This window comes from Pseudomonas sp. SIMBA_067, assembly GCF_046534675.1.
Lineage (GTDB): Bacteria > Pseudomonadota > Gammaproteobacteria > Pseudomonadales > Pseudomonadaceae > Aquipseudomonas > Aquipseudomonas putida.
This window is the reverse complement of the sequence record NZ_JAWRYH010000005.1, coordinates 303,678-319,706: the sequence shown is the minus strand read 5'-3', so window position 1 is coordinate 319,706 and position 16,029 is coordinate 303,678. Positions and strand designations below refer to the sequence as shown.

The following is a 16,029-nucleotide window of genomic DNA, read 5'->3' as shown; positions in this document are numbered from 1 at the left end:
CATTTGGCCAGCGTTAATCACTGGGTCTCAGGAATTTTGGCGAGAAAAAACAGCAGCGTAATGCGCTGCAGGCGTTGAAATAACTGCGCTTTGGCCATTTGTCGTGATAAAGCGATTGCCTGATGATTTTTTGCTGTCGGGCTGGCCCTGTCGCCGGCAAGCCAGCTCCCACAGGTACTGCTCAAGGCTTGAAAACAGCGCAGTCATTGTGGGAGCGGGTTCACCCGCGAAGAGGCTGGAACAAGTGCCGCTGGTTCAGCAGATTTTGGTCCCAGCCCAACTTCAGGTATGATATCGCCCCTTTTTGAATCCCCCAGTCAGGCGATTTCCCATGACCAACCAGGCCGCCGAAGTCGCGAAGCGCCGCACTTTCGCAATCATTTCCCACCCCGACGCCGGTAAGACCACCATCACCGAGAAGCTGCTGCTGATGGGCAAGGCCATTGCCGTCGCCGGTACCGTGAAGTCGCGCAAGTCCGACCGCCACGCCACCTCCGACTGGATGGAAATGGAGAAGCAGCGCGGCATCTCCATCACCACCTCGGTGATGCAGTTCCCGTACCGCGAGCACATGATCAACCTGCTCGACACCCCCGGCCACGAAGACTTCTCGGAAGACACCTACCGCACCCTGACCGCGGTGGACTCGGCGCTGATGGTGCTCGACGGCGGTAAAGGTGTAGAGCCGCGTACCATCGCCCTGATGGACGTGTGCCGCCTGCGCGATACGCCAATCGTCAGCTTCATCAACAAACTCGACCGTGACATCCGCGACCCGATCGAACTGCTCGACGAGATCGAAGCCGTTCTGAAGATCAAGGCTGCGCCGATCACCTGGCCGATTGGCTGCTACCGTGACTTCAAGGGTGTGTACCACCTGCAAGGTGACTACATCATCGTCTACACCCCGGGCCACGGCCATGAGCGTACCGAGGTGAAGATCATCGAGAAGCTCGACTCCGATGAAGCCCGCGCGCACCTGGGTGACGAATATGATCGCTTCCTCGAACAGCTTGAGCTGGTACAGGGCGCATGCCACGAGTTCGATCAGGACGAGTTCATCAATGGCCAACTGACCCCGGTGTTCTTCGGTACGGCGCTGGGCAACTTCGGTGTCGACCATGTGCTCGATGCCGTTGTCGACTGGGCGCCGCGCCCGCTGGCCCGTGTCGCCCACGAGCGTACCGTGGAGCCGGTGGAAGAGAAGTTCACAGGCTTCGTGTTCAAGATCCAGGCGAACATGGACCCGAAACACCGCGATCGTATCGCCTTCATGCGCATCTGCTCGGGCAAGTACGAGAAGGGCATGAAGATGCGCCACGTGCGTACCGGCAAGGACCTGCGCATCGGTGACGCGCTGACCTTCTTCTCCTCCGAGCGCGAGCAACTGGACGAGGCCTTTGCCGGTGACATCATCGGCCTGCACAACCACGGCACCATCCAGATTGGCGACACCTTCACCGAAGGTGAGGCGCTGGGCTTCACGGGTATTCCGCACTTCGCCCCGGAGCTGTTCCGCCGCGTGCGCCTGAAGGACCCGCTCAAGTCCAAGCAGCTGCGCCAGGGCCTGCAGCAGCTGGCCGAAGAGGGTGCAACCCAGGTGTTCTTCCCGGAGCGCAGCAACGACATCATCCTCGGGGCGGTCGGTGTGCTGCAGTTCGATGTGGTCGCCAGCCGCCTGAAGGAAGAGTACAAGGTCGAATGCGCCTACGAGCCAATCACCGTGTGGTCGGCGCGCTGGATCAGCTGCGATGACAAGAAGAAGCTCGAGGAATTCCAGACCAAGGCCATGGAGAACCTGGCCATCGACGGTGGCGGGCACCTGACCTACCTGGCGCCGACCCGGGTCAACCTGGCACTGATGGAAGAGCGCTGGCCGGACGTCAAGTTCCGCGCGACCCGCGAACACCATTAAGGCCTGAAATCGGGGGCCGCTAGGCGGCCCCATTTCAATTTCCGGCTTTGATACTGGTCCAGATCCGGGTGCGAATGCGGTCGATCTTCGCCGGCATCGCTTCCAGCGCATACAATTTACCCATCATGTCTTCGCTCGGGTAAATCATCGTATTGCCCTTCATGGCCGGCTCCACCAGCCCGTCCGCTTTCAGGTTGCCGTTAGCGTATTGCACATGGTTGCTGATGTTGGCCATCACCTCTGGCTGCAGCAGGTAGTTCATGTAGGCATACCCGGCTTTTTCGTCCGGAGCATCGGCCGGCATGGCCACCATGTCAAACCACATGGGCGCGCCTTCCTTGGGTATCGAATAGCCCACCTTCACCCCGTTCTTCGCTTCTTCGGCACGGTTTTTCGCTTGCAGCACATCCCCCGAGAAGCCCACCACCACACAGATATCGCCATTGGCCAGGTCGCCGGTGTACTTCGATGAATGGAAGTAGCTGATGTAAGGCCGCACCTGCATCAACAACGCCTTGGCCTTGTCGTAGTCCGCCGGGTTCTGGCTGTGGTGCGGCAGGCCCAGGTAGTGCAGGGCAATCGGCAGCAGTTCGGGGCCGTTGTCCAGTACGGCGACGCCACAGCTTTTCAGCTTGCTCATGTACTCGGGCTTGAAGATCAGGTCCCACGAGTCCACCGGCGCGTTGTCGCCGAGCACCGCCTTGACCTTGTCGATGTTGTAGCCGATGCCGGTACTGCCCCACAGGTACGGGAAGCCGTACTGGTTGCCCGGGTCGTTCACCTCCAGTGCCTTGAGCAGCACCGGGTTGAGGTTTTGCCAGTTGGGCAGCTGCGACTTGTCCAGCTTCTTCAGGGCCTTGCCCTGGATCTGCCGGGCCATGAAGTGGTTGGAAGGGAACACCACATCGTAGCCGGAGTTGCCGGTCATCAGCTTGCCGTCGAGGGTTTCGTTGCTGTCGTACACGTCGTAGGTGGGCACGATGCCGCTGGCTTGCTGGAAGTTCTTCAGCGTGTCGGGGGCGACGTAGCTGGACCAGTTGTAGATTTTCACCGTTTCGGCGGCGCCGGCCACACTGGCGGCCAGCATCAGGGGGGCGAGAAGGAGCGTGCGCATGTCGGGTTTACCTTGCTTTGTCTGTTGTTATCGAAGGCAGGCGATCAGCGGATCAGAAAATGAGTACGTAGGTCTTGCGCACGGTCTCCTGGATGTCCCAGATGCCGGTGCTGTTGGCCGGTAGCATCAATGCGTCTCCGGCTTCTATAACCAGGGGCTCGCCACCGTCGGGGGTGAAGGTGCAGCGGCCCTTGATGAAATGGCAGAACTCCTGTTGCACGATCTGCCGCCGCCAGCGCCCCGGGGTGCACTCCCAGATGCCGGTTTCGACGCCATCACTGCGTTCCACGCAGGTGACAGATGTCACCGCCACGGGTTCGCCAAGCGGCACCGCGACCGGGTTGGAGCTGTCGAGCACAGCGCTGTCGGTGTTCTTGAACTGGGTAATGCTCATGACCGGTGGATCCTGTGCAGTTGATAAGGGAAGTCAGTGCATGAAGCCTTCCATGAAGTCCGCAAGCGAGCTGGCCAGGCGCCGCCTCCACGGCGCGCTGGCGGGGTTGGCGAGGGTCCGGTCCTCGTGGACGAAGCTTTGGATGATCGCGTTGTAGCCCAGCCAGCGGCAGGGCTCTGGCGGCCAGCTGGCCAGACTCGATACCGGGCGGTTGTCCAGTACCCAAGGTTGCGCAGTCAGTTCGTTGTGCTGGTCAAGGATTAGCGCCGCCAGGGTGCGTCCGCCCAGGTTGGTGGCACCGACGCCTTCGCCACCGTAGCCACCGGCCAGGGCAATGCCGCGCTGACGGTCGCAGAGCATGTGCGGGCGGAAGCGCCGCGCCATGCCCAGGTTGCCGCCCCAGGAGTGGGTGATGCGCACATGCTTGAGCTGCGGGAACAGCTCGCTGAACAGGTAGCGGCGCAGTTCGATTTCGTGCTCTTGGAGGTTGAAGTTTTCGCGCAGGCGGCCACCGAAGCGATAACCACCGCGTGCGCCGAATACCAGGCGGTTGTCGGCAGTGCGCTGGCCATAGGTGACCTGGCGGCTGCTCTCGCTGAAGGCTTGGCCCTGGCTCAGGCCGATCTGCTCCCAGGTCGATTCCGGCAGCGGTTCGGTGGCTATCAGCAAACTCTGTACCGGTAACTGGTGCTTGCCCAGCGGCGGCAGGCTGGCGGCGTAGCCTTCGACGGCCGGCACCATCCACTGGCAGCGAATCCGCGCCAGCGGGGTGCGCACCTCGCCGGGTTGCCAGTCGATGGCCGGGGCGTTTTCGTAGATTGGCACCCCCAGCGCTTCCACGGCCCGCGCCAGGCCACGCACCAGCTTGGCCGGCTGGATGGTCGCTGTGTGCGGGCTGTAGATGGCACCAAATGCATTACTGACCCGCAGCTGGTTTTCCAGTTGCTCGGGGCGTAGCCAGCGGTAGTCGTCCTCGGTCATGCCTTGGCGATACAAGTCATCGAGGTAGGCACGCAGGCTGCGTTCTTGCTCCGGGTAGCGCGCGGCGCAGTACAGCACGCCGCCCTTGCGGTAGTCGCAGTCGATGCCTTCGCGTTGCAACACACCCTGCACTTCATCGGGAATGCCGTGCAGCAGGTCGATGCTGGCGCGGCGCTGTTGTGGCGACAGGGTGGCGAGCAGGCGGTCTTCGCCCAGCAGGTTGCCCATCAGCCAGCCGCCATTGCGCCCGGACGCGCCGAAGCCGGCGATGTTGGCGTCGATCACGGCGATGCTCAGTTGTGGCGCCTGGCGCTTGAGGTAGTAGGCGGTCCACAGGCCGGTGTAGCCGGCACCGATGATGCACACATCCACTGCCAGGTCTTCGTGCAGGGCCGGGCGGGCGCACAATGGCTCTTCGAGCTGGTCCATCCACAGGCTGAGCGTGCGCAGGGGTTGCATCGGGTTCGGCTCCACATCGGTCAAGGTCTGTGGGCGATCCTAGTGCTGTCAGCCAGTGGCTGTCTTACGTGCGTGCACGCAGAGAAATTTGCTTGAGGTAGGCCTTGGGCGTGAGCCTGGTGTGCTCGCGGAAGCACTTGTAGAACGCCGACAGCGAGTTGAAACCGGCGCTGAACGCCAGCTCGTCGATCGTCGCCTCGACGCTGTCGTCGTCGAGGCTGGCCATCAGGTGCTGCAGGCGGGCCTGGTTGACGTAGCGGTAGAAGCTTTGCCCGAGCACCTGGTTCAGCAGGTAGGAAATCTGGTTGCGGCTGTAGCCGCTGGCGTCGGCCACCTGCTGCAGGTCCAGCTCCGGGTCCAGGTAGGGGCGCTGGCGCTGGAAGTAGTGCTCCAGGTCCTGGGCCATGGTCGACAGCTGCCGCGGCGACAGGCCCAGGCGGCTGGTGGCCGGGCGCGGGCCGCTGCGGCCGTGCCCGCTGCCGTTCTGGCGAACCAGCGTGGCGTATTCGTTGACCCGCCAGATCAGCCCGTCCTTGACGGTGATCGCCTCACTGGACTGGAACGCCACCAGGCCGTCACCGCCCTGGACGGTGACTTGGTACTGGATGAATGCGGTGCAGCCATCTACGCGGATTCGGTCGCTGTGAACGATATCTTCGCCGGCTTCATGGGGCAGGCAGGCGCGCACGTAGTCGCGCAACTCAACGTAGCCAAGCACGCGGTTCTGGAAGAAGTCCTGGTACTGGATGTCGGGGTGGTACAGCGCAATGACGCCGTCGAGGTTGCGATGCTTCCAGCACAGGTGGTAGCGCAGCACCGTGTCGGCGGTAATCGGGGTCTGGGCAGGGCCATCAGGGAGCGTCATGGGGGAATGATGCCTCGGCGCAAAGCTTGCTACAAGAATGCAGAACACCTGATGCACAGCGCCAAGTCGCGCAATTTGCACGATTATGAACAAGCCGCTATTTCTAACTCATTGTTTTATAAGGGTGTAATTTTTTTTCGCAAATGGCACAGCCGCTGCAGTGGTTACTGCGCGAATGGACTTGTCGCTAACCACTTAAGGCGAAAACATCATGATCACCCCTGCCGACTATCCCGCTGTCGATTCACAAAGCCGCTCAGGTGTTTCCTGGGCTGCGATTTTCGCTGGTGCCGCTACCGCAGCTGCCTTGTCCCTGATCCTGGTGGTCCTTGGTGCAGGGCTTGGCTTCGCAGCTACTTCCCCTTGGGCAGACGAGGGGGCCAGTGCCAAGGCCCTGGGCATTTCCACCATCGTATGGTTGCTGCTGACGCAGATCATCGCTTCGGGCCTGGGCGGCTACATTGCCGGTCGGTTGCGGGTGAAATGGGCCAACTTGCATGGCGATGAAGTGTATTTCCGCGACACCGCGCATGGCTTCCTGTCCTGGGCTGTAGCTACCCTGGTTACGGCCATGCTGGTGCTGGGCGCTGCGGGCAACCTGGTGGGCGCTGGTGCCAGCGCGGCTTCGCAGGCGGCCACAGTATCGGCGGCTGCCGGTGGTGCGGCGGCGTCCGGTGACAACAACGATTCGATGGGCTATTTCGTCGATAGCCTGTTCCGTGGCGATGGCCCTGCACCCGTGAGCGACGATGCAGCAAACGGCGTGGCCGCACGCATCCTGGCCAAAGGCATTGCCAGCGATGGTGCGCTACCTGCCGAGGACCGCACCTACCTGGCGCAGCTGGTGGCCCAGCGCACCCGTCTGACCCAAGCCGAGGCCGAAGCCCGTGTCGATCAGGTGATGGCCCAGGTGCAACAGTTGAAAGTGCAGGCCAAGCAAGCCGCTGATACCGCCGCCAAAGTAGCTGCCTGGACAGCATTGTGGACCTTCGTCGCGCTGCTGTGTGGCGCCTTCTTCGCCAGCCTTGCAGCGCTTTACGGTGGTCGCCGTCGTGACCAGGTGCAGTGGCTGGAAGGTGAGTACGTCGCACATCGCACCATTCAACGTTAAGCAAGGAGAACCGACATGCGCTCGATACTGCTCTGGATGCTTGGTGTACCGATCCCGGTCATCATCCTCATCGCCATTTTCATGCATTGACCGAGAGGGCCGCTTTGCGGCCCTTTCGCAGCAAAAGGCTGCTCCTACAGACGACCGCGATATCCCCTGTTATCGCGATCCCTTGCAGGAGCAGCCTTGTGCTGCGGATGGGGCGCAAAGCGCCCCCGGTCATCTACAGGAACTGCTCGGCATAGTGGCAAGCCACCTGCCGGCTACTCACCTGCCGTAACGCCGGCACCTCCTTGGCACACCGCTCGGTCGCATACGGGCAACGCTTGTGAAACGCGCACCCATCCGGTGGATTCAGCGGGTTGGGCAGCTCCCCGACAATGCGGATCTTCGGCTTCAGCGGGTCGGGATGAATGGCTGGCGTCGCCGACAGCAGCGCCTGGGTGTAGGGATGCAGCGGTTTCTCGTAGATATCATCCTTGGCCCCCATTTCCACCGGGCGCCCCAGGTACATCACCAGCACGTGATCGGCCACATGTCGCACCACCGCCAGGTTGTGCGAGATGAACACGTAGGCGGTGTCGAACTCCTTCTGCAAGTCCATGAACAGGTTCAGCACCTGTGCCTGGATCGACACGTCCAGCGCCGAGGTCGGCTCGTCCGCCACCAGCACTTTGGGTTGCAGCATCATCGCCCGGGCCAAGGCAATGCGCTGGCGCTGGCCCCCGGAGAACATGTGCGGGTAGCGCTGGTAGTGTTCCGGGCGCAGGCCCACCTGCTCCATCATTTTTTGCACTTTCTCGCGCCGCTCGGCCTTGCTCAGAGAGGTGTTGATCAGCAGTGGCTCGGCCAGCTGGTCACCAATTTTCTGCCGTGGGTTAAGCGAGGCGTAAGGGCTCTGGAACACCATTTGCACATCGCGGCGCAGTTGCTTGCGCTGCGCCTTGCTGGCGCCTGTCACCTCGGTACCGGCGATTTGCAGCGAACCGGACGACGGTTCTTCGATGAGGGTCAGGGCACGGGCCAGGGTCGACTTGCCGCAGCCGGACTCGCCGACCACCGCCAAGGTCTTGCCGGCTTCCAGTTCGAACGACACGCCATTCAGTGCGCGGACCAGGGCGTGGCCTTTGAACAGCCCGCGGGAGACTTCGTAATGCCGGGTCAGGTCCCGTGCAGATAAAACGACGGCCATCACGCCACCTCCTGGTTCAGCGGATAGAAGCAACGCACCAGGCTGTGGGCCTGAGGATCGAGAGGCGGGCGCTGGCGCCGGCAGTTGTCCTGCACGTAGGGGCAGCGCGGCGACAACAGGCAGCCGACCGGGCGGTCGTAGCGGCCGGGGACGATGCCGGGCAGGGTGGCCAGGCGCTCGGCGCCGATGCTGTGCTCGGGGATCGCCGCCAGCAAGGCTTCGCTGTAAGGGTGGGCGGGCACGTCGAACAGCGTCGGCACCTGGCCCACTTCGACGGCTTCGCCTGCGTACATCACGCATACCCGCCTGGCCGTTTCGGCGACCACGGCAAGGTCGTGGGTGATCAGGATGAGCGCCATGTTGCGCTCCTTCTGCAGGTTGACCAGCAGCTCCATGATCTGCGCCTGGATGGTCACGTCCAGCGCGGTGGTCGGCTCGTCTGCGATCAGCAGCTTGGGCTCGCCGGCAATGGCCATGGCAATCGCCACGCGCTGGCTCATGCCGCCAGACAGCTGGTGCGGGTAGGCGTCCAGGCGGCTTTCCGCTGCCGGGATCTCGACCTTTTTCAACAGTTCAAGGGCACGCTGGCGCGCGGCCTTGCCCTTCAGGCCCAGGTGCTGGCGCAGCACTTCTTCGATCTGGTAGCCCACGGTATAGCTGGGGTTGAGCGCGGTCATCGGGTCCTGGAAGACCATGGCGATGTCCTTGCCCACCACCTTGCGCCGCTGGCGGCCGCTGAGCTTGAGCATGTCGGTGCCGTCGAAGCTGAGGGTGTCGGCGGTGATGCGCCCGGGGGCGTCGATCAGGCCCATCAAGGCCATCATGGTCACGGATTTGCCCGAGCCGGATTCGCCGACGATGGCCAGGATTTCCCCGGCGTCCACCGACAGGTCCAGGCCATCGACCACGGGTACCGCATTGGCATCGCCGAAGCGCACGTTCAGGTTTTTGATTTGCAACAGTGACATGGCGTTCTCCTCAGGCGGCGTTCTTGAGTTTCGGGTCCAGCGCATCGCGCAGGCCGTCGCCCATCAGGTTGATTGCCAGCACACTGAGCAGAATGGTCAGGCCGGGCAGGCTCACCACCCACCAGGCACGCTCGATGTAGTCACGGGCCGAAGCCAGCATGGTGCCCCACTCCGGGGTCGGCGGTTGCACGCCCAGGCCGAGGAAGCCCAGGGCGGCAGCGTCGAGGATCGCCGAGGAGAAGCTGAGGGTGGCCTGCACGATCAGCGGCGCCATGCAGTTGGGCAGCACGGTGACGAACATCAGCCGTGGCAGCCCGGCACCTGCCAGGCGTGCGGCGGTGACGTAGTCGCGGTTCAGCTCGACCATCACCGCAGCCCGGGTAAGGCGCACGTAGGAGGGCAGGGAGACGATGGCGATGGCGATCACCGTATTGATCAGCCCTGGGCCGAGGATGGCAACGATGGCCACGGCCAGCAGCAGGGAGGGCAGGGCCAGCATCACGTCCATCAGGCGCATGATCGACGGGCCGAGGATGTGCGGGAAGAAGCCTGCCAGCAGGCCCAGCAGGATGCCCGGGATCAGCGACATCACCACCGACGACAGGCCGATCAGCAGCGACAGCCGCGCCCCCTGGATCAAGCGCGAAAGCAGGTCGCGGCCCAGTTCGTCGGTGCCGAGGATGAACTGCCAGGTGCCGCCTTCGAGCCATACCGGCGGGGTCAGCAGGAAGTCGCGGTACTGCTCGCTCGGGTCATGGGGGGCAACCCATGGCGCGAACAGTGCGCAGAACACCACCAGACACATGAAGGCCAGGCCCATCACTGCGCCTTTGTTGCGCGCAAAGGCTTGCCAGAATTCTTTGTACGGCGAGGGGTAGAGCAGGCTCTGGTCCACCGGGCTGGCCGGCGACACGGATTTTGCAATCGGGCTAGTCATGGCAAAGGCCTCAGCGCTGATGACGGATGCGTGGGTTGGCCAGGCCGTAGAGGATGTCCACGACGAAGTTGACCAGGATCACCAGGCAGGCAATCAACAGGATGCCGTTCTGGACCACGGGGTAGTCACGGGCACCGATGGCTTCGATCAGCCACTTGCCGATGCCCGGCCAGGAAAAGATGGTTTCGGTCAGCACTGCACCGGCCAGTAGTGTGCCGACCTGCAGGCCGAACACCGTGAGCACCGGAATCAGGGCGTTGCGCAGACCATGCACGAACACCACCCGGGCGGGCGAAAGGCCCTTGGCGCGAGCGGTGCGGATGTAGTCTTCGCGCAGCACTTCAAGCATCGACGAACGGGTCATGCGGGCGATTACCGCCAGCGGGATGGTGCCCAGCACGATGGCTGGCAAAATCAGGTGCATCACCGCGTCCTTGAACGCGCCTTCTTCGTCGCTGAGCAGGGTATCGATGAGCATGAAGCCGGTCTTCGGCTCGATGTCGTAAAGCAGGTCGATACGCCCGGACACCGGGGTCCAGCCCAGGCTTACCGAGAAGAACATGATCAGGATCAGGCCCCACCAGAAGATCGGCATCGAGTAGCCGGCCAGGGATATGCCCATCACCCCGTGGTCGAACAGTGAGCCGCGCTTGAGCGCGGCAATCACCCCGGCCAGCAGGCCGACGATGCCGGCGAACAGCAGGGCGGCGAAGGCCAGTTCGAGGGTGGCCGGGAACAGCGTGAGGAATTCGGTCCACACGCTTTCGCGGGTGCGCAGCGATTCCCCGAGGTCACCCTGGGCGAGCTTGCCGACGTAGTCCAGGTACTGGACCGGCAGCGGCTTGTTAAGGCCCAGGCGTTCCATGGCCTGGGCGTGCATTTCGGGGTCGACCCTGCGCTCGCCCATCATCACTTCCACCGGGTCCCCGGGGATCAGGCGTATGAGCGCGAAGGTGAGCAAGGTGATGCCGAAAAAGGTCGGTATCAACAGGCCAAGGCGCCGGGCAATAAAACTCAACATTGTCGGGGTTACCTCATCAGGCCGTGGGGCGATCCGCCCGCTACGGCAGTGCCGCCGGTTCCCGTATGGGCTGCCGGCGGTCGTTGTTGTTCTACTTCACCTTGGTGGTGGCGAAGTTATTGTTGGTCAGAGGGCTGATCACGTAGCCCTCCACGTTGTCACGCATGGCGGTGAACATCTTTGGATGGGCCATGCTGATCCAGGGTTGGTCGTCATCGTACACCTTCAATGCCTCGCTATAGAGCCTTGCACGCTCCTCGTTGTCGACCACCTCGCGGGCACGGGTGATCAGTTCCTGGAATTTCGAGTTGCACCAGCGGGCATAGTTCTCGCCGGTCTTGGCCGCGTCGCAGCTAAGCAGTGGGGTGAGGAAGTTGTCTGGATCGCCGTTGTCGCCCGCCCAGCCGGTGGACACCATGTCGGCTTCGCCCTTCTTGGCGCGGCGCAGCATTTCGGCCCACTCCATCACGCGGATATCCAGCTTCAGGCCGATCTGTTTCAGGTCGGCCTGCAGCATTTCGGCAGATAAGCGAGGGTTGGGATTGGTCATACCGCCGCCGTTGCGGGTGAATAGCGTCATCACCGTGCCGTCCGGCACGCCAGCTTCCTTGAGCAGGGCGCGTGCTCTTGCGAGGTCACGGGGCGGGTTCTGGTTTGCAGTGTTGTAGCCAGGCATGGTCGGCGGGTAGGGGTTCACACCCACCAGCGCGTTGCCTTTGCCAAACAGCTGGTCAACATGGGTCTGGCGGTCGAAAGCCATATTGATGGCTTTGCGCACGCGTACATCGCTGAGGTATTTGTGCTCGGTATTCATGGCGATGTAGCCGGTGACCAGGGCTTCGATTTCGGCGACCTTGAGCTTTGGGTCGGTCTTGATCGATGGCACGTCATCCGGCTTGGGATACAGGGCGACCTGGCATTCATTGGCGCGCAGCTTTTGCAGGCGCACGTTGCTGTCGGAGGTAATGGCGAACACCAGGGCGTCGGCCGGCGGTTTACCGCGGAAGTAGTCCGGGTTGGGTTTGAAGCGCACCTGCGCGTCCTTGTTGTAGCGCTGGAAAATGAACGCGCCGGTGCCGATCGGCTTGCTGTTCAGCTCAGCGGTTTTACCAGCCTTGAGTAACTGGTCGCCGTACTCGGCGGAGTAGATCGAGGTGAAACCCATGGCCATGTCATGCAGGAAGGGCGCTTCCGGGCGGGCTAGGGTGATCACCACGGTGCGCTCGTCGGCCTTTTTCACCGACTTGAGCAGCTCTTTGAAGGCCATGCTTTCAAAATACGGGTAACCGACACTGGTCTTGTCGTGCCACGGATGGTTCGGATCCAGTTGGCGGTTGAGGCTCCACAACACGTCGTCGGCGTTGAAGTCGCGGGTTGGCTTGAAGTAGTCGGTGGTGTGAAACTTCACCCCTTGGCGCAGATGGAAGGTGTAGGTCAGGCCGTCTGGCGAGATATCCCAGCGCTCGGCCAGGGCTGGCTGGATGTCAGTGGTGCCGGGCTTGAAGTCGACCAGGCGGTTGAAGAGCGTCTCGGCCGAAGCATCAAAGGTGACGGCGGTGGTGTACTGGACAACGTCGAATCCTTCCGGGCTGGCCTCGGTACACACCACCAGCGGTTTGGCTGCAAGCTGCGCGGCGCTGCCCAGCACCAGCGCGGCCAGGGCCAGGCGTAGCGGTAGCGATTTGATGAAAGCTCTCTGCATGGGTTGAAGACTCCCTGCTTTTGCATTGATTCCAGCGTAGCCGCCACGGCCCGTCACGAAGGGGCCGTGGCGCCAGCGGTCAAAGAATGTTGAATGGAATGGTGGTGACCACGCGGAACTCGTCCAGGCTGCCGTCACCCTGGGCCTTGCTGGCACGGTGGGTGGTGTAGGTGGCGCGGACGCTGGTGTCTTTCAGCGGCCCGCTCTGCACCGCGTAGCTGGTGCCGATGCCCCACTCGTAGTGGGTTTCGCCGTTCAGGCCATTCACGTCGTAGGCGGTGCCGCGGTAGTGGGTGCCGTCGATGCCCCAGCCGCGGGCGTTGTACAGGTTGAACTTCAGGCCGGGCACGCCGTAGGGCGCCATGTTCAGTACGTAGGAGATCTTCAGCGATTTTTCGTTGGGGCCGTTGAAGTCCGACAGCAGCGAGTTGGCCAGGTAGATGCCGTTGGTTTCGTGCAGGTAGTCGAAGTACTCGTTGCCGTTCACCTGCTGCCAGGAGGCACCGAGGGTGTGGGCCTGGTGGGTCAGGTCGAGCGACAGGCTGTAGGTGTCGTTGTCGATCTTGCCCATTTTCTGGCTGCCGGCATCCACGGTCTTGTAGTAGTTCAGGCCGGTGCTCAGGCTGAGCACTGCGCTGTCGCCGAGCACGTGGTTGGCGCCGAAGTAGTACTGGTTCCAGAAGTCGTCGACCTGGGTGGCGTACAGGCTGGTGCTCAGGCTCCTGAACGGCTGGTAGTTGATGCCGGCGGTGCTGGCGCGGTCGGTTTCCACACCCGTGGCGCTGTATTCGCTGCGGAACTTGCTCAGGCTCTGTTCGGTACGTGGCGAGACACGGTCGAAGGTGCCCAGGTCGAAGCTCAGGTTGTCGAACTCGGCGCTGTGCAGGAACGCGCCCTGGAAGCTCGATGGCAAGGCGCGGTTGCCGATGTAGGCGATCATCGGCGTGTCCACCGACTGACGGCCGAGGGTAAGGGTGGTGTTGGACACACGCGCCTTGATATTGCCCAGGCCCAGCTTGCTCCACTGGCCGATGGGGTCGCCATCGCTGTGGGTCAGGGTGCGGTTGTTGGGGCCGGCGACGGCCTGGCGGTTCTGTTGCAGGGCAATGGCGTTGTAGGCTGCGGCCTCGACGGCGATGCCCACGGTGCCTTGGGTGAAACCGGAGCTGTAGTTGAGGATGGTGCCTTGCAGCCAGTTTTCCCGGCTGTGGGTGGGGTGGCGGGTGCCGTCGCTCTTGTAGTAGCGCCACAGCGGCGCGCGTGCGGCGCGTTCACGGGCGTACCAGTTGCGGGTGGTGCCGGACAGGCTCTGGCCGTCGATGAAGCCGCTGGCTTGCGCCTGCTCGCTGCTGGCTTTGAGGGTGAGCGGGATGAAGGCCTGGCTTTGCGGATCGGCCTGGGCCACGGTGGAAAAGGCACTGATGGATAAGGCCAGTGCGGTCAGGGTGAATACTCTCAAGGTTGAAGCTCCCATTTTTTTCTAGTCATTGCCGGCCTTGTGGGCCGGATGGTTGTTGCGGTGTTGCCAGGGTTGCCCGGGGTCGCCGGGCTAAATCGGGGGCGTTGTGCTACCTGTACCGGCCTTTTCGCGGGTAAACCCGCTCCCACAGGGACCTGTGCAGGCCCTGGCTGATGGGGGTACTTGTGGGAGCGGGTTTACCCGCGAAGAGGCCCTTGAAGGCTAAAAGTCAGTCAACACTCACGCCGGAGAAATCATTGCGCCCAAACGGGCTGACCTTGAACCCGGAAACCTTGACGCTGAGCGGCTGGTTCACGGTGGAGTGCGCCACCGGGGTAATCGGCACCTGCTGCTTGAGCCGCTGCTGGGCCTGCTGGTACAGGGCGCTGCGCTGCGCCTGGTCGGTGACCTGCTTGGCCTGCTTGACCAGGCTGTCGTACTGCGGGTCGCACCACAGCGAGTAGTTGTTGCTGCCGATGGCATCGCAGCTGTAGAGGGTGCCCAGCCAGTTGTCCGGGTCGCCGTTGTCGCCGGTCCAGCCAATCAGGGCGATGTCGTGTTCGCCGCTTTTCATGCGCTTGAGGTACTCGCCCCATTCGTAACTGACGATGCGCACCTTGAAACCAAGCTTGTTCCAGTCGGCCTGGAGCATTTCGGCCATCAGCTTGGCGTTGGGGTTGTACGGGCGTTGCACCGGCATGGCCCACAGGGTGACTTCGGTGCCCGGTTTGACGCCCGCCTGCTGCAGCAGCTGCCTGGCCTTTTCGGGGTCGTAGGGCTCGTCCTTGAGGCTTTCGTCATAGGACCACTGGGTGGGCGGCATGGCGTTGACCGCCAGTTGGCCGGAGTCCTGATAAACCGCCTGCAGGATGGCTTTCTTGTTCACAGCCATATCCATCGCCTGGCGCACCTCCAGCCGGTCGAAGGGTGGGTGCTGTGTGTTGTAAGCGATGTAGCCGAGGTTGAAGCCCGGTTGCTGCAGCACCTGCAGCGAACGGTCGGCCTTGAGCGCCGGCAGGTCGGCGGGGCGTGGGTGCAGGGTGACCTGGCATTCGTTGCGGCGCAGCTTCTGAATGCGTACCGAAGGGTCGATGTTGATCGAGAACACCAGGTTGTCGATCTTCACTTCATCCGGTGCCCAGTAATCCTTGTTGCCCTTGTAGCGGATCTGCGAATCCTTCTGGTAACGCTGGAACACGAACGGCCCGGTGCCAATGGGCTGCTGGTTGATGTCGCTCGGCCTTGCGCTGGCCATCAGGTGTTCGGCGTATTCGGCGGAGAGGATGGAAGCGAAGCTCATGGCCAGATTCTGGATGAACGCGGCATCGACCGTGTTCAGGGTGAATGCCACGGTGAGTGGGTCGATTTTCTCGACGTGGGCGATGTTCTTGTCCAGGCCCATGCTGATGAAGTAAGGGAACTCGGTGGGGTAGGCCTGGCGGAACGGGTGGCTCTTGTCGAGCATGCGGTTGAAAGTGAACAGCACGTCGTCGGCATTGAAGTCACGGCCAGGTTCGAAGGCCTTGTTGCTGTGGAACTTCACCCCTTCACGCAGGTGGAAGGTGTAGCGCAAGCCATCGTCGGAGACTTCCCAGCGGGTCGCCAGGGCAGGGTGCACGGCAGTACCGCCGCGCTCGAACTCGACCAGGCGGTTGTAGACCGGTTCGGCGGCGTCGTTGTCGGTGGCGCTGGTGTACTGTGCGGTGTCGAAACCGGCGGGGCTGCCTTCGGAGCAGAACACCAGGTTATTGGCCAGCACGACAGGGGATTGGCTGAGCAGGCCCAGGGCCAGCAGCGCAGAAAGGCGGGTAACGTGGCGCATGGCAAATCCTTTTTCATCTGTTCGCGCCGCCTCCGGGTACGAATGGCGGCAACAGTTTGCCGACCCCGCAGCGTTTGGCCGCAGGACAA

At 62.7% G+C, this 16,029-nt stretch carries 13 protein-coding genes; 2 read left to right on the top strand and 11 right to left on the bottom strand.

The genetic code is table 11. The features are described 5' to 3' along the window. Window positions 1-331 precede the first annotated feature (331 nt). Window positions 332-1,915 (top strand): peptide chain release factor 3, encoded by a 1,584-nt coding sequence (locus tag SB765_RS14110; RefSeq protein WP_016501372.1) that lies wholly within the window; start codon window positions 332-334, stop codon window positions 1,913-1,915. Window positions 1,916-1,949: 34 nt separating this feature from the next. Here SB765_RS14110 and SB765_RS14105 read toward each other — a convergent pair whose 3' ends face one another. The 4 genes from SB765_RS14105 to SB765_RS14090 all read right to left on the bottom strand — a co-directional run bounded on the left by SB765_RS14105 (window position 1,950) and on the right by SB765_RS14090 (window position 5,728). Further along, on the bottom strand, window positions 1,950-3,029 hold the full coding sequence (locus tag SB765_RS14105; protein ID WP_016501371.1) for a polyamine ABC transporter substrate-binding protein: 1,080 nt from the start codon (window positions 3,027-3,029) through the stop codon (window positions 1,950-1,952). A gap of 52 nt (window positions 3,030-3,081) precedes the next feature. Next, window positions 3,082-3,423 carry a cupin domain-containing protein gene (locus SB765_RS14100; protein ID WP_341797631.1) on the bottom strand — a complete coding sequence of 114 codons (342 nt, stop codon included), beginning with the start codon at window positions 3,421-3,423 and terminating at the stop codon, window positions 3,082-3,084. A gap of 33 nt (window positions 3,424-3,456) precedes the next feature. Then, window positions 3,457-4,863, bottom strand: coding sequence for an NAD(P)/FAD-dependent oxidoreductase (locus SB765_RS14095; RefSeq protein WP_410910794.1), 1,407 nt, complete (start codon window positions 4,861-4,863; stop codon window positions 3,457-3,459). A 64-nt stretch (window positions 4,864-4,927) separates the two neighbouring features. After that, window positions 4,928-5,728, bottom strand: coding sequence for a helix-turn-helix domain-containing protein (locus SB765_RS14090; RefSeq protein WP_410931487.1), 801 nt, complete (start codon window positions 5,726-5,728; stop codon window positions 4,928-4,930). Window positions 5,729-5,939: 211 nt separating this feature from the next. Here SB765_RS14090 and SB765_RS14085 point away from each other — a divergent pair, with 211 nt between their 5' ends. Beyond that, the gene (locus tag SB765_RS14085) at window positions 5,940-6,839 is read left to right on the top strand and encodes a hypothetical protein (protein WP_132844027.1); all 900 of its coding nucleotides are present in this window, start codon (window positions 5,940-5,942) and stop codon (window positions 6,837-6,839) included. 223 nt (window positions 6,840-7,062) lie between these two features. On the opposite strand, the gene SB765_RS14080 is transcribed toward SB765_RS14085, so the two are convergent. From SB765_RS14080 to SB765_RS14050, 7 genes are all read right to left on the bottom strand, one after another. Further along, window positions 7,063-8,031 (bottom strand): peptide ABC transporter ATP-binding protein, encoded by a 969-nt coding sequence (locus tag SB765_RS14080; RefSeq protein ID WP_341797635.1) that lies wholly within the window; start codon window positions 8,029-8,031, stop codon window positions 7,063-7,065. Further along, window positions 8,031-8,999: an ABC transporter ATP-binding protein gene (locus tag SB765_RS14075; protein WP_016501365.1), complete on the bottom strand. Its 969-nt coding sequence runs from the start codon at window positions 8,997-8,999 to the stop codon at window positions 8,031-8,033. Before SB765_RS14075 ends, SB765_RS14080 begins: the two co-directional genes overlap by 1 nt. Before the next feature lie 10 nt (window positions 9,000-9,009). Beyond that, window positions 9,010-9,936 (bottom strand): ABC transporter permease subunit, encoded by a 927-nt coding sequence (locus tag SB765_RS14070; RefSeq protein WP_016485005.1) that lies wholly within the window; start codon window positions 9,934-9,936, stop codon window positions 9,010-9,012. Window positions 9,937-9,946: 10 nt separating this feature from the next. Next, window positions 9,947-10,957, bottom strand: a complete 1,011-nt coding sequence (locus tag SB765_RS14065; RefSeq protein WP_016485006.1) for an ABC transporter permease subunit — start codon at window positions 10,955-10,957, stop codon at window positions 9,947-9,949. 91 nt (window positions 10,958-11,048) lie between these two features. Then, complete coding sequence (locus tag SB765_RS14060; protein WP_410910796.1) at window positions 11,049-12,659, bottom strand: ABC transporter substrate-binding protein; 1,611 nt, start codon at window positions 12,657-12,659, stop codon at window positions 11,049-11,051. A 79-nt stretch (window positions 12,660-12,738) separates the two neighbouring features. Continuing rightward, window positions 12,739-14,118 (bottom strand): OprD family porin, encoded by a 1,380-nt coding sequence (locus SB765_RS14055; protein WP_016501362.1) that lies wholly within the window; start codon window positions 14,116-14,118, stop codon window positions 12,739-12,741. A gap of 229 nt (window positions 14,119-14,347) precedes the next feature. Continuing rightward, window positions 14,348-15,940, bottom strand: a complete 1,593-nt coding sequence (locus SB765_RS14050) for an ABC transporter substrate-binding protein (protein ID WP_410931486.1) — start codon at window positions 15,938-15,940, stop codon at window positions 14,348-14,350. Between the last annotated feature and the right edge of the window lie 89 nt (window positions 15,941-16,029).